Consider the following 20,743-nt stretch of genomic DNA (forward strand, 5'->3'; position numbering starts at 1 on the left):
CGGCGCGCATTGTAGCGGAACCGGCGGCGGCGCGGCACCCGATGATCGGTAAATCGTCGCGCCAACCGTGATCAGCATAGCCTTGCAGGGTATTGTGTCGAACCCGATACACAACCGACACGCCGGCAACATGCGCCCACGCTAGCCTCGCCAGCCGCAACAAGTCCTTACAGCAGCCCTTCCCGCCTCACGGCCGGACGCCTATGCTGAAACCACAACCTCGCAGCCTATCTTTGTGGTTGGCGGCCTACTGGCAGATGAACAGCCTCATGCACAACTCCCAAGCTTCCGTGAACGACGAGCAGAAAGACGACAAGCGCTGGAGCATCCGTGCCCTGATCGTCGACGATGACGTGCCGATCCGCGAACTGATGATCGACTACCTGGCCCGCTTCAACATTCACGCCAGCGGCGTCACCGACGGCGCGGCCATGCGCCAGGCGATGCAGGCCGAACATTTCGACGTGGTGGTGCTCGACCTGATGCTGCCCGGCGAGGACGGTCTGTCGCTGTGCCGCTGGCTGCGCGCAGAGTCCGACATTCCGATCCTGATGCTCACCGCCCGCTGCGAACCCACCGACCGGATCATCGGCCTGGAACTGGGCGCCGATGACTACATGGCCAAACCGTTCGAACCTCGGGAGCTGGTGGCGCGGATCCAGACAATTCTGCGCCGGGTGCGCGACGATCGCACCGAACAGCGTGCGAACATTCGCTTCGACAACTGGCGCCTGAACAGCGTCCTGCGCCAGTTGATCGCCGACGACGGCCTGGTGGTGCCGCTGTCCAACGCCGAATTCCGCCTGCTCTGGGTATTCATCGAACGTCCGCGCCGGGTGCTCAGCCGCGAACAGTTGCTGGACGCCGCCCGTGGCCGCTCGATCGAAGCCTTCGACCGCAGCATCGACCTGCTGGTCTCGCGCCTGCGACAAAAACTCGGCGACGACCCGAAAGCCCCGCAGTTGATCAAAACCGTGCGCGGTGAAGGCTACCTGTTCGACGCGCGAGACATCGGCTGATGCGGGCGCGCTTCGACACGCTGTTCGGCCGTCTGTTCGGCGTGCTGTTGGTGGCGATCGTCCTGGCGCACTTGCTGGCCTTTGCATGGTTCCGCCTCTACGGTCCGCCGCCACCACCTCCGCCGCCGGAGTTCTCGGAAACCATCGACGGCAAACAGCCGCCGCAGGATCCACGCTACCCGCCCCGTCCGCCGCGCCCCTGGTTCGGCGGACCGATCGTGCCGCTGACCTTCCAGTTCATCTCGCTGATCATCGCCGCCTGGTACGGCGCCAAGCTGCTGACCCGGCCGATCCAGCGCCTGAGCGATGCAGCCGAGCGCCTGAGCGAAGACCTCGACAGCCCGCCGCTGGACGAAACCGGCCCCCGGGAAGCCCGGCAGGCCGCACACACGTTCAACCTGATGCAACACCGCATCCGCGAACAGGTGCAGCAACGGGCGCGGATGCTCGGCGCCGTCTCCCACGACCTGCGCACCCCGCTGTCGCGGCTGAAACTGCGCCTGGAAAACATCAACGACGACAAGCTGCAAGGCCAGATGCGCCAGGATCTGGACGACATGATCGGCATGCTCGACGCCACCCTCACCTACCTGCACGAACAACGCACCAGCGAAGCCTTGCAGTTGATGGACGTGCAGGCGCTGGTCGAATCACTGTGCGAAAACGCCCAGGATCAAGGCGCCGACGTGCAAGTCAGCGGCCATTGCGCACCCTTGCAGGTGCAACCGATGGCACTGCGCTCGTGCATCAACAACCTGATGGATAACGCCCTGCGCTACGCCGGCCAAGCGCACATCGAACTGCAAGACCAACGCGAACAACTGCTGATCCGCGTCATCGACCACGGCCCGGGCATCGCGGCTGACAAGCGTGAAGCCGTGTTCGAACCGTTCTTCCGCCTGGAAGGCTCACGCAACCGCAACTCCGGCGGCGTCGGCCTGGGCATGACCATTGCCCGGGAAGCGGCGCAACGCCAGGGCGGACAACTGACCCTGGCAGAAACACCCGGCGGCGGCCTGACCGCCGTGATCCAGCTGCCTCGCCACTGATCCCGACTGTGTACCGACCGGTACAAACCCCACATACCCACGACACCTTGCGACTGGAGGCTGCATAAGCCGGTACACCCACCGGTTTTCCAGTCCAAGGAGTGAGCCCGATGATCGGTAGCGTCAGCAACTACACGAGCTATACCAGCACCAGCAGCACCTCCACCCAGAACGCCCGCAGCCAGCAACTGCAAAAGGAACTGTTCGCCAAACTCGACAGCAATGGCGACGGCGCGGTGGATCAGGACGAACTGGGCAGCGCCCTGTCGCAAAAGTCCAACGACGGCCTGCTGGTCAGCCTGAGCAAACAATTCGGCGATCTGGACAGCGATTCCAGCGGCAGCCTCAGCGCCGAAGAAATGACCGCCATGGCCCCACCCCCACCGCCCCCAGGCGACCAGGCCCCCAACACCGAACTCGCCGACGCCCTGATCAGCGCCCTCGACGCCGACGGCGACGGCGCCATCAGCAGCGACGAACTGAGCAACGGCCTGACCAGCGCCGGCAGCACCGCCGACAGCAGCAAAATCTTCTCGGTCCTGGACAAAAACGAAGACGGCGTCGTCAGCCAGGACGAACTCGCCGCCAGCCTCACCCCACCGCCACCCCCACCGCCGCAAGCCTCCAGCGACGAACTGTTCAGCCAACTCGATGCAGACGGCGACGGCACTGTGACCGCCACCGAACTGAACAGCGCGCTGCAGACCAGCGACAGCACCTCCTCAAACAACACCGACACCGCCACCGCACTGCTCAAAGTGCTGGACAGCGACAGCAGCGGAGGCGTCAGCAGCGACGAACTGAAAGCTGCACTGCATGCAGGTCGCGAACGCCCGGATGACGAACAGACCGCCAGCAATACTCAAACCACCACCGAAGCGCTGAACCGCATGATTGCCAATCTGAGCAAGCAGTACTCGCTCGAAAGTACCGCGTCGGTGGGCAAGTATTTGAATGTGGCGACTTGAGATTGGGTGAGGATTTGAGGGACGACTGAGGTTGGACGGGGTGAGTGGTTTGCTTTGATTTGGCGGTGTGTCATCAAAGCGGCCCTCACCCTAGCCCTCTCCCAGAGGGAGAGGGGACTGATCGAGGTGTTTGGGAGAGATACGCCGACGTGAGATACCGAGGTGAACTCGGGTTTTGAAGCACATAAGTCCACTCATACCTACGCGCCAGCGCCAACACCAACACCAACATCGGCATCGGCATCGGCATCGGCATCGGCTTCAGCGTCAGCGTCAGCGTCCACTTCCGCACCAGCACCAGCACCAGCACCAGCACCAGCTTCCGCATAAACCTCCGCTTTCGCTTCGGCTTCCCACCACTCAACACAATGAGCGTTAGCTCGAGTACCGCTCTTGACGTGCCGGCCCCATCGGAAGGCTGAGTGGAGGGATTTATCCGGGGGTGGGAGCGCAGCGACCGTGCGGCGAAGCCGCATGCATCGAGAGGAGGTGCAGCGAAGCAAACCGTAGGCGATGCCCCCGGATGAATCCCGGAGCGAAGGAACGCCGAGCCACAGCGAGGCGCCGAACGCAGGGGCCCAGACCTTTGGTTCCTTTGGGGCGTTTGCCAAAGGGACTCGCCGTAAGGGCGAAACCATAAGCCGCCGTTACCGAAGAAACGGATATGTACACAGTCAACCCAAAACCTGGTCGGCCCAAAGGCCGCCAAGTCCAAAGCCTCAAACCCGAGCCTGACTCTTACTCCAATCCGTCAACAAACTATAAGCCACAGCCAAAAGCGTAGGCCCAATAAACAACCCGATAAACCCAAACGCAATCAACCCGCCAAACACCCCAAGCAACACAATCACCAACGGCAGATTCCCGCCCCGGCTGATCAGATACGGCTTGAGCACGTTATCCACGCCACTGATGATGAACGTCCCCCAGAACCCGAGAAACACCGCCATCCCGTACTCACCCTTCCAGGCCAGCCAAGCCGTAGCCGGAATCCACACCAGCGGCGGCCCCATCGGAATCAGACTGAGCAGGAACGTCACGATCCCCAGTACCAGGGCCCCCGGCACCCCGGCAATCAGGAACCCGATCAGCGCCAGCACCGCTTGCGCCGCCGCCGTACCGATCACCCCGTTGACCACCCGCTGCACCGTACCGGCCACCAGATCGATGTAGTACCCGGCCCGATCGCCGATCAAACGCTCCAGCAGACTGTGCACGAACGCCGCCAGTCGCGGCCCGTCTCGGTAGAAAAAGAACACGAAGACGATGCTCAGGGTCAGCTCGAGAATCCCGCTGCCGATCTGTGCACTGCGCGCCAGCAACCAGTTGCCGACCTGCCCCAGATAAGGTTTGACCGTCACCATCAGGGCCGCGCCCTGCTGATCGATGCTGTTCCAGATCCCCACCAGCCGTTCGCCCACCAACGGCACGCCGCCCAGCCAGCTCGGTGCCTCGGGCAGCCCGTCGACCTGCACATCCTTGATAAACGCCGTAGCGTCACGCACGTGATCGGCCAGGTTAAAGCCGAGCCACACCAGCGGCCCCGCTACCAGCAACATCCAGCCCATGGTCAGAACCAGGGCCGCCAGGGATTCCCGGCCATTGAGCCAGCGGGTCAGCAAGCGCATCAGCGGCCAACTGGCGAACGCCAGCACCGCGCCCCAGAACAGCGCCGACCAGAACGGCGCCATCACCCAGAAACTGGCACCAAACAGCACCAGCAACAGGATCTGCACCAGCAGACGATCATTATTGGGCATGTGAAATCTCGAAAAAAATCAGTCAGGCAAAGAGTAGGCGAACACGTCGAGCGTGTCCGCCAAAGACACCTTATCGCAACAGATCGATGCGCAGACCTTCGCCATCAACACTGCCGGTTTCCATTCGCGCGGCGCGCACGCCCTGCCCGATCAGCGCTTGCCGCCAGGCCTCGGCTTTCGGCCCGGACACCGTCACCCGCAAGGTGGTGTCGAGGTTCAGACCCCGGGACAACAAGCGCAGCCAGGTGTCATCCGGATCGCCGGCCAGCTTTGGAAAGTCCAGCTCACCGGTGCTTTTGAGTTCCCGCAGCAGCGTGGCCGAGGTCGGCAGCAGGTCACCGAGCGGTGCCAGCGCCTCGAACTGTTCGACATGCAGATAGGCTTTGCGATTGCCCCGGGTGATGCTGTACAGCGCCACCAGCGTGTTGTCGCGCGGAGCCGCGAGCCTCAGCAGCAGATAGGCCTGCTGCTCGTCGGCACCGTACAGCTTGGCGTTGCCGAATACCTCATTGGCCCACAGGCTGCTCTCGCCGCAATCCCGGGCCTGGCACCAGAACAACAGCTGCGCATCCTGCTTTTGCAGGGCTTCGCGAGCGAGAGTGAAGGCTTCGGTGGCGGAATGTTCCGGCGGCAATTCGTAGGTCACCGAGGTGGTTTGCCCCCGGGCGCTGACCTGGCCGTCGAAACGCAACTGGCCGCTGATCTTGCGGATCGAGCCGAGCGGGTAGATCCGCTCCAGCTCCACGGCGGGGCGATAGTCGACGATCTGCGCATCGGCCACACGCGGCACGATCGGCAGGTCCTGACTGCCCGGCAGGTCGGCAGCGAATAGAAAGGGACTGAAACAGCACAGCGCCAGCAGACTGATAGATCGCATGGACAGGCTCATCGCAGGGGCATGGCCTGGGTGCCTTGAGGGCAGTTCGAAGTCGCAGCGGTGTAGAAATCCATCTTGGTTGTCTCCCATTTCAACCTGCCCAGCCTCGACAGTTGCCGGGAGCAAGTCAAGGAATGGCGAAGAACCGATTGAAACAGTCTGCGACAAGGTCGGCCCCGGCTTCATCGTTCAGGTGCAGATGATGCCCGCCCGGCAGCTGTTCCCGGTCAAAGGGTAGACGTTCCAGCAGCTCCGGATGTTTGGCCAGCATGCCGTCGGCAGCGACCACCAACTGCGCGGGACAGGCAATGCGCTGCACGAACGCCATCGCCTGCTCCTGGGTCAGACGCAGCGGCGACGGCAACGTCAGACGATTGTCGGTGCGCCAGGTGTAACCCCCGGGCACCGGCATCAACCCACGCTGGGCCAGCAGTTCAGCCGCTTCGCGACTGACCGCCACCAGCCCTTTCATCCGCGCCTCGATGGCCCGGTCGAGGGTGTTGTAGACCGGTTTGCGCTTTTCCCGAAGATCGAGCTGCGCCTGCAGGGCCATGCCCATGCGCTCGGCGGCGTTTTCGCCTTTGTCGGTAGGAGGAATTACCCCGTCGATCAACGCCAGATGGGTGATGCGTTCGGGCAACGACCCGGCCAGCACCAGCGAAACAATGGCGCCCATGGAATGCCCGAGCAGGCCGAAACGTTTCCAGCCCAGTTGTTCGGCGACCTGCAGCACGTCATGGGCGTAATCCCACAATGCATAACCGGCGCCGTTCGGCCGGTGCCCGGAATGCCCGTGACCGGCCATATCCAGCGCGACGATGCGCAGGCCTTTGAGCTTCGGCGCCAGGCGCGCGAAGCTGTTGGCGTTGTCCAGCCAGCCGTGCAGGGCGATCACCGGCAACCCGTCTTCCGGGCCGAACAGGTGCGCGGCCAGTTCGATATGCGGCAGGCTCAGGCGCACTTCTTCGACGGCGGGGTTCATGCGCAATCCTTGTCTTGCCGGCGCTCCCAGCGATCGAACAGGCTTTTCAGTAATTGCGCGGTGTCTTGTGGGCGCTCAAGCGGAAACATGTGCCCGCCAGGCACGGTCAGCGACTCGCCCTGAGGCAGGCGCCCGACGAAGCGGGTGTGGTGGTTCATCACCACACGGCTTTTGTGCCCACGCACCACCGCCAGCCGCACTTTCAATTGCCGGGTATGCGCAGGACTGGTGTGCGGCACGCCGCGATAGATGCTGATCTCGGTCGCCGGATCGAAGCGCAGGCGCAACTTGTCGCCGACCTTGTGCAGACCGTGCTGCAAGTAGGCATCGAAGCATTCCGGATCAAAGCTGCGGAACAGGGTTTTGCCGGCGAAATAACCACGGGCACTGTCCAGATCGGCAAACTCTTCGCGCCGCCCCAGCGTGCGGCCGGCCGGAGTCAGTTTGTCGATGAAACCAAAGCGCTTGGCGGCGCGGATCACCCATTGATCCGTGCGGGTCAGCACCGGCGAATCGAGCATCACCACGCCCCGATACAGTTCAGGGCAACGCAGTGCGGCGTGCAGATGCAACATGCCGCCGAAGGAATGGCCAACGCCCCACACCGGTTCATCTTGTTGTTGAAGATGATGGATGAGTTCGTCGACCAGGTGGTACCAGTTGTCACCCGCCGGGAAACGCGGGTCATGGGCGTGTTGTTCCAGATGCGCGACCCGGTACTCGGGCGCCAGCGCCGCGAACAGTTTGCCGTAGGTGCCCGAAGGGAAACCGTTGGCGTGGGCGAAGAAGATCGGTTGCGACATACCGGCAAATCCATGAGCGGAAAACAGGCGTTGATTGTCCGTAAGACCGCGTCCCACAGCAATGACCGTAACTGCCAGGAATGATGACAGTCCGGTCAGGGCTATGACGCTTCGGCCATCAACGCGCCGGCGATTGTTCTCCCAGCGGCACCACCGCCATGGTCAGGCGCGAGACACAACTGGCCTTGCCTTCATCGCTGGTCAGGCGAATGTCCCAGACGTGGGTGGTGCGGCCGATGTGGATCGGTTTGGCCACCGCCGTCACCCGTCCGCTGCGCAGTCCGCGCAAGTGGTTGGCGTTGATTTCCAGGCCGACGCAATAGAACTTGCTGGCGTCGATGCACAGGTAACTGGCCATCGAGCCGACCGTTTCCGCCAGCACCACCGAGGCGCCGCCGTGCAACAGGCCATAAGGCTGGTGGGTGCGATGGTCGATGACCATGCTGGCCGTCAGCGATTCTTCGTCGAATGACTCGAAGCGGATGTCCAGCACTTCGCCGATGGTGTTTTTCTGGATTGCGTTCAACTGCTCGATGTTCGGAGTGGTGCGCCACAAGGTCATCGCAGGCTTCCTTTGTTGTTTTGATCGACGCTCAATCCTGCCACAGCACCGCCTCGCTGCGCTCGCTCCATTCTTCGAAGCGTGCTCCGTAGGTGTCTTCGATGATGTTGCGTTTGATTTTCAGGGTCGGCGTGAGGAACCCGTTCTCCACCGCCCAGCTGTCCTTGACCACCACCAGCCGGCGCAGACGCTCGTGCTTGTCGAGCACGGCGTTGACCTCCTCCAGCAGTTTTTCCAGGCTCGAATGCAGCGGCGCGCGGGCCTCCTCCCGGCCCACGGCCGACAGCACGCACAACCCCAGCGGCGCACTCAGGCCATCGCCGACCACGCAGACCTGCTCGATCCGCGAATGCACCGCCAGCCGATTTTCGATCGGCGCCGGGGCGACGTACTTGCCCTTGCTGGTCTTGAAGATTTCCTTGAGCCGCCCGGTCAGGCGCAAACGCCCTTCGGCGTCTTGCTCGCCCTTGTCGCCGGTGCGCAGGAAACCGTCTTCGGTGAGGGTCTCGGCGGTTTTCTGCGGCTCCTTGAAGTAACCAAGCATGTTCGCCTGGCTGCGCACCTGCACTTCGCCGGACTCATCGATGCGCACTTCCACGTCGGGGCATGGCCGGCCGATCCAGCCTTCCTTGTATTGCCCCGGCAGGCAGATGTGCGAATAACCGCAGCTTTCGGTCATGCCGTAGACCTCCAGCACGTCGAGCCCGAGTTTCTGATACCAGCGCAACAGGGTCAGTGGCACCGGCGCCGCACCGGAAAGCGCGACGCGCAAGGCATCCAGCCCCAATCCCGCCAATACCTTGTGGCCGATCCGTTTGCCGATAAAGGGCAGACCGAGCAGGAAATCCAGACGTTTCGCCGGGATCTTGCTGTAGACGCCCATCTGGAACTTGGTCCAGATCCGCGGCACACCGAACATCGCCGTCGGCCGCGCCCGCTTGAGATCGGCGAGGAAGGTGTCGAGGCTCTCGGCGAAAAACACCGTCTGCCCGGTATAGATCGACGCCAGTTCGACGAACATCCGCTCGGCGACATGACACAGCGGCAGATACGACAGCAGCCGGTCGTTCTCATTGAGACCGAACAGCTGCGTGCCGCGCGTCGTCGCGAACCCGAGATTGGCGAAGCTGTGCATCACGCCCTTGGGCAGGCCGGTGGTGCCGGAGGTGTAAATGATGGTCGCCAGTTGCTCGGCGGCGGGACGCGGGTCGTCCTGGATCGGCGAGCTGCGCTGCAAATCATCCCAGTTGAAATCGAATGTGCCCGGTGGGTGCAGCGGCAGGCTGACGGTGGTCAGGCCCGCCGGCACACCTGGCGACATACCCGGCCAGTCATCGAGCTTGCCGATGAACGCCAGCACGCTTTCCGAGTGGGTCAGCACCTGATTCACCGATTCGGCAGTGAGGTTCGGATAGAGCGGCACCGAGACATGCCCGGCCATCCAGATCGCCAGATCGGCGATGATCCAGTGCGCGCAGTTTTTCGAGATCAGGGCGATGTGGCTGCCTTGCGGCAACTCCCGGGAGCGCAGCCAATGCGCGGCGCAGCGGGCCTGATGGCCGACGTCGGCCCAGGTCAGTGTCTCGACCTGCCCGCCGCCGATCGGCTGCACCAGAAAACGCTGACGCGGGTGCCGGGCCTCGCGTTCGTAAAACACGTCCAGCGGCAAACGGAAGGCGGAAGACATTCGACTCGCTCCTGTTTTTTGGTCTGGAGCAAGCGTAGTCAACCAAGCAAGTGCTTGGTTGACTATTTCGTACAAAAAATTTCAGGGATGTTTAAGGCTGTTGAGCGTCATCGAACCGATCAGCAATTCGCTGTGTTCAAGCTCTGCCAGCCCGGCGGTGCTGACCTTTTCCGGTGGGTAGCCCGCACCGTGTTGCAGGTAGCTGAGCAGATTGCCCACCAGCGGATTGTGGCTGACCAGCAGCACGTTGCTCACCGACACCAGTTGCTCGGCCACGCGGTCCGGATCAACTTCCGGGGTCAGCCACTCGACCGTGCGGATCTCCGGCTCGAAGCCGAGAGCTTCGCGCACCAGTTGCGCGGTCTGCTGCGCCCGCAGGTAAGGGCTGGCGTAAATGGCGGTCAGCGGCTGGCCCATCAAACGGGCTGCGCTGCTCAACACTTCCTTGCGACCGTGGGCGGTCAGTTCACGCTCGGAGTCGGGGCGCGAGCCATAGGGCTCGGCCTCACCGTGACGCAATACCCAGAGTTTCATAGCTTGGGTTCCTCATCCCGGGCCGGATGCGGTGCCGGCGCGACAACGTGTGGCGCTTCACCTTCCGGAGTACGCGGCGTCGGCCAGTCGGCGAACGGCCAGGGTTTCTGGTCGCTGTGAAAACTGCCGAAACGACCGATCTGCGCCAGAAACTGGCTCAGGCTGTCGCCGAAATTCATCAGGCTGGCGCTCGGGGCGCCATAGATCAAACGATAGATCAACTGCACCAGCACCACCGCGCCGAGGATGAACTGCGCTACCTGCCAGACCAGCACGTAGACGATCATCCACAACACCCGCAGGAGGATGGATTCATATTTGGCTTCGGTTTTCGGATCGTTCATGCCCTGCTCCCTGCTGAATCAGTTGAAACCACTGGTGGAAATAAAGTCGACGTCGGTTTTCGGCTCGCCTCTCATCAGAAGACCGATCACCTGCTCAAGCGTGCGCCCTTCGAACAGAATCGCATGCAATCCGGCGACCAGCGGCATGTACACGCCGACGTCCTGAGACTTGGCCTTGAGTACTTTCAGGGTGTTGACCCCTTCGGCCACTTCACCGAGGCGCGACACCGCTTCGTCGAGGCTCAAGCCCTGACCGAGGGCAAAACCGACCTGATAGTTGCGGCTTTTCGGCGACGAGCAGGTAACGATCAGATCGCCGACCCCGGCCAGACCGAGGAAGGTCATGGGGTTGGCGCCCTGATTCACCGCAAACCGGGTCATCTCGGCCAGGGCGCGGGTGATCAGCATGCTCTTGGTGTTCTCGCCCATCTCCAGCGCCACCGCCATGCCGGCAATGATCGCGTAGACGTTTTTCAGCGCGCCGCCCAGTTCAACGCCGAAACGGTCGGCGCTGGCGTAGACGCGGAAAGTGCGGCCATGCAACGCGGCCTGCACCGCTTTGCAGAGCTCTTCATCTTCGCTGGCGACCACGGTGGCGGTCAGCGCGTGCTCGGCGATTTCCCGCGCGAGGTTCGGCCCGGACAGCACGCCGATGCGCGCTTGCGGGGCGATCTCTTCGAGAATCTGGCTCATCAGTTTGAAGGTGTGGGCTTCGATGCCTTTGGTCAGGCTGACCAGCATCTTGCCGCTCAAGCGTTCGGCGTGCGCCGCCAACACCGTGCGCAGCGCGCTGGACGGCAACGCGACGAAACACAAATCGCAGGCGTCGAGGGTTTCCTGCAGGTCGGTGACCGCAGTCACGCCCGGCAGAATCTTGATGCCTTTGAGGTAACGCGGGTTTTCGCGATTGACCCGGATGGCCTCTGCCTGCTCGGGGTCACGCATCCACTGCCGGACTTGATGGCCGTTCTCGGCCAACAGATTGGCCACGGCGGTACCGAAACTTCCGCCTCCCAGGACCGCAATCGGGCGCTGTTCAGTCATATGTAATCCGTTAATCCATACCAGTGGCGATGCCGGCATTATACGGAGCGTCCCCTTCTCGGACAGCCCCGGCGTCAATTACCCGTACTTGTAGGAAGAAGACCAATAAAACCGAGGAAAATGCCTGCAACGTGACTGGAAAAGTGGTCGTCCTCGGTTAACATGCGCGCCAATTCTTTGCTATCAAGGCTGCGTCGTGTTTTCTGGCCCCCCTTCCCCGCGTTCGTCCCTGCTGCTGGCGCTGCTGTTCAGCCCGGTGCTGCTGGCGGACGACCTGTTTGTCGACAGTGAGGCCTTGCCGCAGATCCTGACCGCCACGCGCCTGAAACAGTCGCCGGCGGAAGTCCCGGGCAGCATGACCGTACTCGACAGCGAACTGATCAGCGCCAGCGGTGCCCGGGACATCAGCGAGCTGTTGCGGCTGGTGCCGGGGATGATGGTCGGCAACATCAGCGGCAATCAGGCGGTGGTGAATTATCACGGGACCAACGCCACTGAAGCCCGACGCATGCAAGTGTTGATCGACGGCCGCTCGGTGTACCGCGCTGGTCTCGCGACCGTGGACTGGAGCGACATTCCGGTGGCCATGGAAGACATCGAGCGCATCGAAGTCTTTCGCGGCCCGAACACCGTCAGCTACGGCGCCAACGCGCTGATGGCGGTGGTCAACATCATCACCCGCAACCCGGCGGACAGCCACGGCACACGGCTGAAGCTGACGCGCGGCCAACGCGGCATCAACGACTTCTATGCCAGCCAGAGCACCGGCTGGAATGGCGGCGACCTGCGTCTGTCGCTGTCCGGCCAGGAAGACGACGGCTTTGACAGCGACCGCACCGGCGCCGACTACCGCGATAGCCGCCGCTTGAACCGCTTCAGTCTCTCCGTCAGCCAGACCCTGAGCGACAACCAGAGCCTGGACTGGCAGGTCAATGCCAAGGACGGGACCAATCAGCGACCTTACACCTACCGACCGGTGTTCTCCGGGATTACCGCTGCCGGGAACAATTCCGACGTGGTTGCCAAGGACTACGCCGGTTCGGTGCGCTGGAACCTCGACCTCAATCCCGATCACAGCCTTTATGTGCAAGGCTCGGCGCAACACTGGGACCGCCAGCAGACCTGGCGCGCCTGTGACGCCGAAGTCTCGTTCAGCCCGCAATTGACGGAACTGTGGCAGCTCAACCCGAACTACACCGAACGCCTGGCCCGCAACATGACAATGTTCACCGGCCCCGGCGCACCCGCCGGCACGCCGCAGGAAATGGCCCTGGCCAATCAGGTGCTGGACCAGTGGCGCAACGGTGCGCGCCAGACCCTGTGCGGCGACATCGACCAGAGTGCCCGGGAATCGCGCTACGACCTGGAGTTGCAGGACACCCTCAGCCTGTCCGATAGCCTGCGTCTGGTCAGCGGCCTGAACTATCGTTACGACCGTGCCGATTCCGAGACCTATTTCAACGGCACGCTCGACGACACCACCTGGCGCGCATTCGGCCAACTGGAATGGCGCGCCAGCGAACACTGGTTGTTGCAGGGCGGCGCCATGTTCGAAGACACGCAATTGATCGGCAGCTCGCTGACGCCCCGGTTTGCGGTCAACTACCTGTTCAATCCGCGCCACAGCCTGCGCGCGGTGTATTCGGAAGCCATCCGTTCGCCGGATATGTTCGAGAACAACGTCAACTGGAGTTATCAGGTGACCAACCTGCGGCCCGCCGCCTATGGCCAGTCTTCGGCCCGCTACTTCGTCAAGACCCGGGGCCCCGGCGATCTGGACCAGGAGCACATGCGCTCGCGGGAACTGGGCTACAACGGCTATTTTCCGGAATGGGGCCTGGCGCTGGACGTGAAGCTGTTCTACGACGAAATCACCGGGATGATCAGCGAGCCGCTGCGCAACAATCAGTACATCGCCAGCAACGCCAACGATTCGCGCTTTCGCGGCACCGAGACGCAACTGGACTGGCGCCTGAGTGCGGCCGACCGCCTGCGCCTGACCTACGCCTTCGTCGACGCCGAGGCGAGCAATCCGCTGGACCAGCAATTCACCGCGCGCAACAGCGGTTCGGCGGGCTGGCTGCGCGATTGGGGCCACGGCTGGAACAGCGCCCTCTTCTATTACGGTGACAACGCGCTCAACGGTTACCGCTTCGAGCGGGTCGACACGCGCATCGCCAAACGCATCGCCCTGGGCAAGGCCCAACTGCAACTGGCCGGCGTGCTGCAACAACGCCTCGACCATGAGCCGACCACCTTCGTCGACAACAATTACGACGAACGCCGCGTGGTGTATTTCAGCGCCGAGCTGGAGTTCTAGATGCGCTACGCCATGTCACGGAAGATGCCAACACTCGGCCAATGGCTGGCCGGGCTGTGTCTGTTCCTGACAGCGTGGCTGCATGGCGTGGCGGTGCAGGCGGCCGACATTTTGCTGACCGGCGCGGAAGAAAGTCCCGGCGTGCAGTCCTTCGTTCAGGCCCTGAGCGAACTGCGCCCGACCGACCGCGTGCATTTCCAGCCGCTGGCCAGTTTGCCGGCGCCGGGCAAGTTGCCGTCGAGCCTGCGCCTGATTCTGCTGGATCTGCCGAGCCTCGACTGGCGCATGCAGGAAAGCCAGGGCCCGGCGACGTTGGTCCTGCGCATCAGCCGCCTGCAAGCCCGGCAACGCTTCGGCGACGCGCAACCGCCCCACTTGAGTCTGCTCTGGGCCGATCCGCCGCTGAGTCGTCAGTTGCAACTGATCCGCCGGATCCTGCCCCAGGCCGGGCGAGTCGGCGTGCTGTTCGATCAGCACAGCGAGTTCCTGCTCAAGGAACTGCAATCGGCCGCCCAGCCGCTGAATCTGCAAATCGTCCCGCAACGCTGGGACAACACCCACGACAGCCGCCCCTTGCAGACCGTGCTGAAAAACAGCGACGTGCTGCTGGGCCTCGACGACCCTGACCTGTACAACCCGAAAACCGCGAAGAACCTGTTGCTCAGCAGTTACTCTCGGCAACTGGCGCTGGTCGGGCCGAATGTCGCTTTCGTCCGTGCCGGCAGTCTGGCCAGTACCTACAGCGATCAGAACGACTGGCTGGCCGTCCTCGACGAGTTGCTGGACCGGCCACCGAGCACCTGGCCACGCACGCTCTACCCCGGGCGTTTTAAAGTCTCAAGTAATGCGCAGGTGGCTCGTTCCTTAGGGATAGAACCGATGAATGAAGCGTCTGTCGCCGCAGAGCTGGCCGAAGGAGAGCGCCGCCCATGATTTTCCGCCGTTGGGACATCAACACCCGCACCCAGTTGATCAGCCTGGGCCCTGCGCTGTTGCTGACCTTGCTGCTGATCAGCTTTTTCACCTTCGTGCGCATTCAGGATTTGCGTCAGGAGCTGAACCACACCGGCCAGTTGATCGCCAACCAGCTCGCACCGGCCACCGAGTACGGGGTGATTTCCGGCAACAACGAAGTGCTGGAAAGCCTCCTCAAGGCCACGCTGGCCACGCCGAACGTGCGGTTTCTGGAAGTGCAGGACAGCGCCAACCGGATTCTGGCCTACGTCGAACAGCCGGCGGATGCGCACAACCGTCCGCATCAGGTCGAGGTGTTCCAGGCGCCGGTGCGACTGCAACGCATTGCCCTGCACAACGATTTCTTTCAGGACGGTAAAAGCAGCCCCGGCGTGGCCAGCGAGGATTATCTGGGGCGGGTGATCGTCGGGCTGTCGAATGACGCCTTCAGCCAGCGCCAACAGGAGATTTTGCTCAAGGCCGGGATTCTGGCGTTGTTCGCCCTGCTCTTCACGTTTGTGCTGGCGCGGCGACTGGCCGGCAGCCTTTCGCAGCCGATCCGCGACATCGGCAATGCGGTCAAGGCGATTCAGGACGGCGACTACAAGACCCCGCTGCCGATTGTCGATGACACCGAGCTGGGCGCCCTGTCCCAGCACATCAACAACCTGGCCCAGGCGCTGGAACAGGCCAGCCGCGAACAGCATCAGGCGATGGCGCAACTGATCCAGACCCGCGAAGAGGCGGAGAAGGCCAACAACGCCAAATCTGATTTCCTGGCGATGATGAGCCATGAACTGCGCACCCCGATGAACGGCGTGCTGGGCATGCTGCAATTGCTGGAAACCACCGACATGACCGAGGAGCAGGTCGAGTATGCGGCGCTGGCTTCCGAGTCCACCGAGCATTTGCTCAAGGTGATCAACGACATTCTGGATTTTTCGCGCATCGAGCGTTCGGAACTGGAGCTGGAGCACATTCCGTTCAACCTCGCCGAAGTGATCGGCGCCTGCGCCCAGTCGTTCCAGCACAGCGCGGCGCAACGCGGGCTGGCCCTACAACTGCGAATCCCCGAAGACATGCGCGACTTGCAGGTACAGGGCGATCCGACGCGGATCCGGCAAATTCTGGTCAACCTGGTCGGCAATGCGCTGAAGTTCACCGAACAGGGGCGCGTCAGCATCGAGGCGCAGTGGCAGTCGCTGGATCACGAGTTGCTGTGGTTCACCTGCGCGGTACGTGACAGCGGCATCGGCATTTCGCCGGAGAGCCTGGAGCTTATGTTCAACGCGTTCCAGCAGGCCGACAGCTCGATTTCCCGTCGTTATGGCGGCACCGGCCTGGGCTTGCCGATTGCCCGCACCCTCGCCGAGCGGATGGGCGGCACCTTGCGCGCTCAGAGCGAAGAAGGTCGCGGATCGGTTTTCACCCTGGAAATACCCCTGGCTTTATATAAGCAGGCCCTGCCCGCGCTGGCCGCACCGCGCACGCTGAACGGCGACGGTCATGGCGAAGGGCGCAACGTGCTGCTGGTGGAGGACAACCCGGTCAACCAGACGGTGATCGAAGCCATGTTGCGCAGCCTGGGCTTTACTGTCAGCGTCGCCACCGATGGCGTGCAGGCGGTGCGCAGTGCCGGCGACAGCCGTTTCGAAGCGATCCTGATGGATTGCCGCTTGCCACTCATCGACGGCTACGAAGCGACCCGCCAGATCCGCCGCCTGCCGGGCTGCGGCCATGTGCCGATCATCGCCCTGACCGCCAATGCGTTGCAGGGAGACCGCGAAAACTGCCTGTCGGCGGGCATGAACGATTACCTGGCCAAGCCATTCAAACGCAATGATCTGCAGCAGATTCTGCAGCGCTGGGTGCAGTAACAAGGCCCTTTCGACCATCTGTGACTGGCGTGAAAAGCGAAAGTGCGGCAGTCTTAGGCACCCGAACGGGCCTCAAAAGGGGCTTGATTAAAAATTTCAGTGCACAAGTGTACATTCATGTCCTTGGTGCTGTGACTTTCACCACAACGCAATAGTCTATGAGTAGGCTGCCGGTTCGAGGCATGAACGCGTCGATCGGCCGGGAAGATTTGCCCCACCTGCCGCATGGGATTATTGAGGAGCTCGCATGACCAAACAAAACGCCTTTACTCGGGAAGACCTGCTGCGCTGCAGTCGCGGTGAGCTGTTCGGCCCAGGTAACGCGCAACTGCCCGCCCCGAACATGCTGATGGTGGATCGCATCACCCTGATCAGCGAAGAAGGCGGCAAGTACGGCAAAGGTGAATTGGTCGCCGAGCTGGATATCAACCCTGACCTGTGGTTCTTCGCGTGCCACTTCGAAGGCGATCCGGTAATGCCGGGCTGCCTGGGTCTGGACGCCATGTGGCAACTGGTCGGCTTCTTCCTGGGCTGGCAAGGCCTGCCGGGCCGTGGCCGTGCGCTGGGTTCGGGCGAAGTGAAATTCTTCGGCCAGGTCCTGCCGACCGCCAAGAAAGTCACCTACAACATTCATATCAAGCGCGTCCTCAAGGGCAAGCTGAACCTGGCCATTGCGGACGGTTCGGTGACTGTCGACGGTCGCGAAATCTACACCGCCGAAGGCCTTCGCGTCGGCGTGTTCACCTCCACTGACAACTTCTAAGGGTTATTCGCATGCGCCGCGTCGTTATCACTGGTCTGGGCATCGTTTCGTGCCTGGGCAATGACAAAGAGACCGTCTCCGCTAACCTGCGTGCAAGCCGCCCTGGCATCCGGTTCAACCCGGAATATGCCGAAATGGGTCTGCGTAGCCAGGTTTCCGGCTCCATCGACCTCAACCTTGAAGAGCTGATCGATCGCAAGATCTATCGCTTCGTCGGCCACGCAGCGGCTTACGCCTACCTGGCCATGAAAGACGCCATCGCTGACTCCGGCCTGACCGAAGAGCAGGTATCCAACCCGCGTACCGGCCTGATCGCAGGTTCCGGCGGCGCGTCGACCCTGAACCAGATGGAAGCGCTGGACATCCTGCGCGAGAAAGGCGTCAAGCGCGTCGGCCCATACCGTGTAACGCGGACCATGAGCAGCACCGTTTCGGCTTGCCTGGCCACACCGTTCAAGATCAAGGGCCTGAACTACTCCATCGCTTCTGCCTGCGCCACCAGTGCTCACTGCATCGGTACCGCCATGGAACAGATCCAGATGGGCAAGCAGGACATCGTTTTCGCCGGTGGCGGTGAAGAGGAGCACTGGAGCCAGTCGTTCCTGTTCGACGCGATGGGCGCCCTGTCCAGCAAGCGCAACGACACCCCTGAGCAAGCCTCCCGCGCCTACGACGCCGACCGTGACGGTTTCGTCATCGCCGGCGGTGGCGGCATGGTGGTGGTCGAGGAGCTGGAACACGCTCTGGCCCGTGGCGCGAAGATCTACGCGGAAATCGTTGGCTACGGCGCGACTTCCGACGGCTACGACATGGTGGCACCAAGCGGCGAAGGCGCAATCCGCTGCATGCAGCAGGCGCTGTCCACCGTCGACACCCCGATCGACTACCTGAACACCCACGGCACTTCGACTCCGGTCGGCGACGTCGCGGAAATGAAAGGTGTGCGTGAAGTGTTCGGCGACAAGGCCCCGGCCATCAGCTCCACCAAGAGCCTGTCGGGTCACTCCCTGGGCGCCGCCGGCGTTCACGAAGCGATCTACTGCATGCTGATGATGGAAGGCAACTTCATCGCCGGTTCCGCCAACATCGACGAACTGGACCCTGAAGTGGCCGATCTGCCGGTGCTGACCAAGACCCGCGAGAACGCCACCATCAACACCGTGATGAGCAACAGCTTCGGCTTCGGTGGCACCAACGCCACCCTCGTGCTGAAGCGCTGGGAAGGCAAGTAATTCCCTCCCGCTGAGCCGCACATGAAAACGCCCCGACTGGTTCGGGGCGTTTTTTTTCGCCTGGAGAAAAGCATTTTCAGCGGCGCCAAGATGAAACGTTTGTCATGCAACTTACCGCCCTGCGACTGAATGTCGCGGATTCAGCGGGCTCCAGCGCTGTTGCAGATTTCGCAAGAATACATTGCACAAATCGAGCGTTTACTTAGCAGGCTAACAAAATTTATAACAGAGTCCTGCACACGCCTTGCTGCAGATAACTTGAGATTTGGAGCTAGCAGATGACTGTAAAAGTAACTGAACGCGACGATTCACACATGTCCCATGAAGGCGTAGCCGCCGGCGTACGGATCTGGGATGTGCACCAACAAGACTTACTGGTCGGCATGTTCCACAACGAGATCGACGCCCACAACTACAAGGCCGAACTGGAACTGCAAGAACGCCAGCGGGATCTGAAATCCGCCTGAATCAATACCACAGCATTGAAAACGACAAACCCCGCCATGAGCGGGGTTTGTCGTTGTTGGCTGCTTCAGGGCCGCTTCGCAGCCCGGCGAGACCCGATTACCACATCAGATCATCAGGGATCACATAGGCCGCGTACGGATCGTCCTCGGCATTGACCTCTTCGACCTTCTCGTTGAGCTGCACGATGCGCTGTGGATCGCGCTCCTGGATCTTCAGGGCCGCCTCACGAGGAATCACTTCGTAACCGCCAGCGTGGTGCACGATCGCCAACGAACCGCTGCTGAGCTTGTTGCGCATCAGCGTGTTGACCGAGATGCGCTTGACCTTCTTGTCGTCGACAAAGTTGTAGTAGTCCTCGGTCGTCAGCTTCGGCAGACGCGAGACTTCGATCAACTGCTTGACCTGTGCAGCGCGGGCCTTGGCTTCCGCCTTCTCCTGCTGCTGACGGTTCAGCTCCTGGTCGCGCTTGACCTTCTCGGCCTGGGCTTCCTGGGCAGCACGCTGCTGGGAGTCGTCCAGCTCGATCTGACCCTTGTGGGCCAGGCGCTGTTGTTTCTGTTTGTCTTTGCTGACCTGCTTGGCCTGCTTTTGGTTGACCAGCCCTGCTTTGAGCAACTGGTCGCGAAGGGAAAGGCTCATTGATGCTTACTCACTTAGGCAACGGCTCAGCCGCAGCTGGGCAAATTCTTTTCCTGACGTTTGGCTTCGCCCCACAGGGCGTCCAACTCTTCGAGGGTGCAATCTTCTATGGGTCGGTGGGTGTCGCGCAATGCCTGTTCGATAAAACGGAAACGTCGTTCGAACTTGCCGTTGGCGCCACGCAACGCGGTTTCCGGATCGACCTTCAGATGCCGGGCCAGATTGACCACGGAAAACAGCAGATCGCCGATCTCGTCGGCCACCGCTTGCGGGTCATTTTCGGACATGGCTTCGAGCACTTCATCGAGCTCTTCACGGACCTTGTCCAGCACCGGCAAGGCATCCGGCCAGTCGAAACCGACCTGCCCGGCGCGCTTCTGCAACTTGGCCGAGCGGGACAGGGCCGGCAATGCAGCCGGCACATCGTCGAGCAGTGACAGTTGCTGCGGCTCGGCGGATTTCTCGGCGCGCTCTTCGGCCTTGATCTCCTCCCAGCGCTGCTTGACCTGCTCTTCGTTCAGACGCGGCACGTCCAGCGGCGCATACAGATCGCCGGTGGGGAACACGTGCGGATGACGACGAATCAGTTTGCGGGTGATGCTGTCGACCACGCCGGCGAATTCGAACCGCCCCTCCTCCCGCGCCAGCTGGCTGTAATACACCACCTGAAACAGCAGATCGCCCAACTCGCCCTGCAAGTGGTCGAAGTCGCCGCGCTCGATGGCGTCGGCGACTTCGTAGGCCTCTTCAAGGGTGTGCGGGACGATGGTCGCGTAAGTCTGCTTGATGTCCCACGGGCAACCGTACTGCGGGTCGCGCAGACGGTTCATCAGGTGCAGCAGGTCTTCAAGGCTGTAGATC

At 62.2% G+C, this 20,743-nt stretch carries 20 protein-coding genes; 9 read left to right on the forward strand and 11 right to left on the reverse strand.

Translation table 11 applies throughout. The features are described 5' to 3' along the window. Positions 1 to 269 precede the first annotated feature (269 nt). The 3 genes from ABTV87_RS21685 to xopAW all read left to right on the forward strand — a co-directional run bounded on the left by ABTV87_RS21685 (position 270) and on the right by xopAW (position 3,036). Positions 270 to 1,019, forward strand: a complete 750-nt coding sequence (locus ABTV87_RS21685) for a response regulator (protein ID WP_085607468.1) — start codon at positions 270 to 272, stop codon at positions 1,017 to 1,019. Next, on the forward strand, positions 1,019 to 2,068 hold the full coding sequence (locus ABTV87_RS21690; protein ID WP_433898339.1) for a sensor histidine kinase: 1,050 nt from the start codon (positions 1,019 to 1,021) through the stop codon (positions 2,066 to 2,068). The genes ABTV87_RS21685 and ABTV87_RS21690 overlap by 1 nt, the downstream gene beginning before the upstream one ends. Before the next feature lie 110 nt (positions 2,069 to 2,178). Continuing rightward, complete coding sequence (gene xopAW / locus ABTV87_RS21695; RefSeq protein WP_433898340.1) at positions 2,179 to 3,036, forward strand: XopAW family type III secretion system calcium-binding effector; 858 nt, start codon at positions 2,179 to 2,181, stop codon at positions 3,034 to 3,036. 719 nt (positions 3,037 to 3,755) lie between these two features. On the opposite strand, the gene ABTV87_RS21700 is transcribed toward xopAW, so the two are convergent. The 9 genes from ABTV87_RS21700 to ABTV87_RS21740 all read right to left on the reverse strand — a co-directional run bounded on the left by ABTV87_RS21700 (position 3,756) and on the right by ABTV87_RS21740 (position 11,629). After that, positions 3,756 to 4,796 (reverse strand): AI-2E family transporter, encoded by a 1,041-nt coding sequence (locus ABTV87_RS21700; protein WP_433898341.1) that lies wholly within the window; start codon positions 4,794 to 4,796, stop codon positions 3,756 to 3,758. Between the two features lie 70 nt (positions 4,797 to 4,866). Beyond that, positions 4,867 to 5,673, reverse strand: a complete 807-nt coding sequence (locus ABTV87_RS21705) for a DUF4892 domain-containing protein (protein ID WP_007957816.1) — start codon at positions 5,671 to 5,673, stop codon at positions 4,867 to 4,869. A gap of 127 nt (positions 5,674 to 5,800) precedes the next feature. Next, entirely contained in the window at positions 5,801 to 6,655 is an 855-nt protein-coding gene (locus tag ABTV87_RS21710) for an alpha/beta hydrolase (protein ID WP_007957814.1), read from the reverse strand. Further along, entirely contained in the window at positions 6,652 to 7,458 is an 807-nt protein-coding gene (locus ABTV87_RS21715) for an alpha/beta fold hydrolase (RefSeq protein ID WP_433898342.1), read from the reverse strand. Before ABTV87_RS21715 ends, ABTV87_RS21710 begins: the two co-directional genes overlap by 4 nt. A gap of 118 nt (positions 7,459 to 7,576) precedes the next feature. After that, complete coding sequence (locus ABTV87_RS21720; RefSeq protein ID WP_258712181.1) at positions 7,577 to 8,020, reverse strand: hotdog fold thioesterase; 444 nt, start codon at positions 8,018 to 8,020, stop codon at positions 7,577 to 7,579. A gap of 31 nt (positions 8,021 to 8,051) precedes the next feature. Continuing rightward, positions 8,052 to 9,707 (reverse strand): AMP-binding protein, encoded by a 1,656-nt coding sequence (locus ABTV87_RS21725; protein ID WP_433898343.1) that lies wholly within the window; start codon positions 9,705 to 9,707, stop codon positions 8,052 to 8,054. Positions 9,708 to 9,788: 81 nt separating this feature from the next. Beyond that, positions 9,789 to 10,241: a phosphohistidine phosphatase SixA gene (gene sixA / locus ABTV87_RS21730; protein WP_007957806.1), complete on the reverse strand. Its 453-nt coding sequence runs from the start codon at positions 10,239 to 10,241 to the stop codon at positions 9,789 to 9,791. Beyond that, positions 10,238 to 10,585 (reverse strand): DUF4389 domain-containing protein, encoded by a 348-nt coding sequence (locus ABTV87_RS21735; RefSeq protein ID WP_007957804.1) that lies wholly within the window; start codon positions 10,583 to 10,585, stop codon positions 10,238 to 10,240. The genes sixA and ABTV87_RS21735 overlap by 4 nt, the downstream gene beginning before the upstream one ends. An 18-nt stretch (positions 10,586 to 10,603) precedes the next feature. After that, entirely contained in the window at positions 10,604 to 11,629 is a 1,026-nt protein-coding gene (locus tag ABTV87_RS21740; protein WP_007957803.1) for an NAD(P)H-dependent glycerol-3-phosphate dehydrogenase, read from the reverse strand. Between the two features lie 196 nt (positions 11,630 to 11,825). Here ABTV87_RS21740 and ABTV87_RS21745 point away from each other — a divergent pair, with 196 nt between their 5' ends. The 6 genes from ABTV87_RS21745 (at position 11,826) to ABTV87_RS21770 (ending at position 19,242) form a co-directional block, all read left to right on the forward strand. Further along, positions 11,826 to 13,949: a TonB-dependent receptor plug domain-containing protein gene (locus ABTV87_RS21745; protein WP_221533767.1), complete on the forward strand. Its 2,124-nt coding sequence runs from the start codon at positions 11,826 to 11,828 to the stop codon at positions 13,947 to 13,949. Then, complete coding sequence (locus ABTV87_RS21750; protein WP_433898344.1) at positions 13,950 to 14,882, forward strand: ABC transporter substrate-binding protein; 933 nt, start codon at positions 13,950 to 13,952, stop codon at positions 14,880 to 14,882. Beyond that, the gene (locus tag ABTV87_RS21755) at positions 14,879 to 16,780 is read left to right on the forward strand and encodes an ATP-binding protein (RefSeq protein WP_221533765.1); all 1,902 of its coding nucleotides are present in this window, start codon (positions 14,879 to 14,881) and stop codon (positions 16,778 to 16,780) included. The genes ABTV87_RS21750 and ABTV87_RS21755 overlap by 4 nt, the downstream gene beginning before the upstream one ends. Positions 16,781 to 17,027: 247 nt before the next feature. Continuing rightward, positions 17,028 to 17,543 carry a 3-hydroxyacyl-[acyl-carrier-protein] dehydratase FabA gene (fabA, locus tag ABTV87_RS21760; RefSeq protein ID WP_003227150.1) on the forward strand — a complete coding sequence of 172 codons (516 nt, stop codon included), beginning with the start codon at positions 17,028 to 17,030 and terminating at the stop codon, positions 17,541 to 17,543. 11 nt (positions 17,544 to 17,554) lie between these two features. Beyond that, on the forward strand, positions 17,555 to 18,775 hold the full coding sequence (gene fabB / locus ABTV87_RS21765) for a beta-ketoacyl-ACP synthase I (protein ID WP_007957797.1): 1,221 nt from the start codon (positions 17,555 to 17,557) through the stop codon (positions 18,773 to 18,775). Between the two features lie 278 nt (positions 18,776 to 19,053). Then, the gene (locus ABTV87_RS21770; protein WP_007957795.1) at positions 19,054 to 19,242 is read left to right on the forward strand and encodes a hypothetical protein; all 189 of its coding nucleotides are present in this window, start codon (positions 19,054 to 19,056) and stop codon (positions 19,240 to 19,242) included. Between the two features lie 97 nt (positions 19,243 to 19,339). Here ABTV87_RS21770 and ABTV87_RS21775 read toward each other — a convergent pair whose 3' ends face one another. Further along, positions 19,340 to 19,882, reverse strand: coding sequence for a DUF2058 domain-containing protein (locus ABTV87_RS21775; protein ID WP_007957793.1), 543 nt, complete (start codon positions 19,880 to 19,882; stop codon positions 19,340 to 19,342). Between the two features lie 26 nt (positions 19,883 to 19,908). Next, entirely contained in the window at positions 19,909 to 20,742 is an 834-nt protein-coding gene (gene mazG / locus ABTV87_RS21780) for a nucleoside triphosphate pyrophosphohydrolase (RefSeq protein WP_045121848.1), read from the reverse strand. Position 20,743 lies beyond the last annotated feature (1 nt).

The organism is Pseudomonas sp. PSE1(2024) (genome assembly GCF_050990555.1).
GTDB classification, from domain to species: domain Bacteria; phylum Pseudomonadota; class Gammaproteobacteria; order Pseudomonadales; family Pseudomonadaceae; genus Aquipseudomonas; species Aquipseudomonas aphyarum.

Coding starts and splice junctions, on each gene's coding strand:
- ABTV87_RS21685 (WP_085607468.1), top strand. CDS start 270: ATGCACAACTCCCAAGCTTCCGTGAACGACGAGCAGAAAGACGACAAG.
- ABTV87_RS21715 (WP_433898342.1), bottom strand. CDS start 7,458: ATGTCGCAACCGATCTTCTTCGCCCACGCCAACGGTTTCCCTTCGGGC.
- fabA (WP_003227150.1), top strand. CDS start 17,028: ATGACCAAACAAAACGCCTTTACTCGGGAAGACCTGCTGCGCTGCAGT.
- fabB (WP_007957797.1), top strand. CDS start 17,555: ATGCGCCGCGTCGTTATCACTGGTCTGGGCATCGTTTCGTGCCTGGGC.
- sixA (WP_007957806.1), bottom strand. CDS start 10,241: ATGAAACTCTGGGTATTGCGTCACGGTGAGGCCGAGCCCTATGGCTCG.
- ABTV87_RS21770 (WP_007957795.1), top strand. CDS start 19,054: ATGACTGTAAAAGTAACTGAACGCGACGATTCACACATGTCCCATGAA.
- ABTV87_RS21740 (WP_007957803.1), bottom strand. CDS start 11,629: ATGACTGAACAGCGCCCGATTGCGGTCCTGGGAGGCGGAAGTTTCGGT.
- ABTV87_RS21755 (WP_221533765.1), top strand. CDS start 14,879: ATGATTTTCCGCCGTTGGGACATCAACACCCGCACCCAGTTGATCAGC.
- ABTV87_RS21720 (WP_258712181.1), bottom strand. CDS start 8,020: ATGACCTTGTGGCGCACCACTCCGAACATCGAGCAGTTGAACGCAATC.
- ABTV87_RS21735 (WP_007957804.1), bottom strand. CDS start 10,585: ATGAACGATCCGAAAACCGAAGCCAAATATGAATCCATCCTCCTGCGG.
- ABTV87_RS21700 (WP_433898341.1), bottom strand. CDS start 4,796: ATGCCCAATAATGATCGTCTGCTGGTGCAGATCCTGTTGCTGGTGCTG.
- ABTV87_RS21775 (WP_007957793.1), bottom strand. CDS start 19,882: ATGAGCCTTTCCCTTCGCGACCAGTTGCTCAAAGCAGGGCTGGTCAAC.
- ABTV87_RS21710 (WP_007957814.1), bottom strand. CDS start 6,655: ATGAACCCCGCCGTCGAAGAAGTGCGCCTGAGCCTGCCGCATATCGAA.
- ABTV87_RS21705 (WP_007957816.1), bottom strand. CDS start 5,673: ATGCGATCTATCAGTCTGCTGGCGCTGTGCTGTTTCAGTCCCTTTCTA.
- xopAW (WP_433898340.1), top strand. CDS start 2,179: ATGATCGGTAGCGTCAGCAACTACACGAGCTATACCAGCACCAGCAGC.
- ABTV87_RS21750 (WP_433898344.1), top strand. CDS start 13,950: ATGCGCTACGCCATGTCACGGAAGATGCCAACACTCGGCCAATGGCTG.
- ABTV87_RS21690 (WP_433898339.1), top strand. CDS start 1,019: ATGCGGGCGCGCTTCGACACGCTGTTCGGCCGTCTGTTCGGCGTGCTG.
- ABTV87_RS21725 (WP_433898343.1), bottom strand. CDS start 9,707: ATGTCTTCCGCCTTCCGTTTGCCGCTGGACGTGTTTTACGAACGCGAG.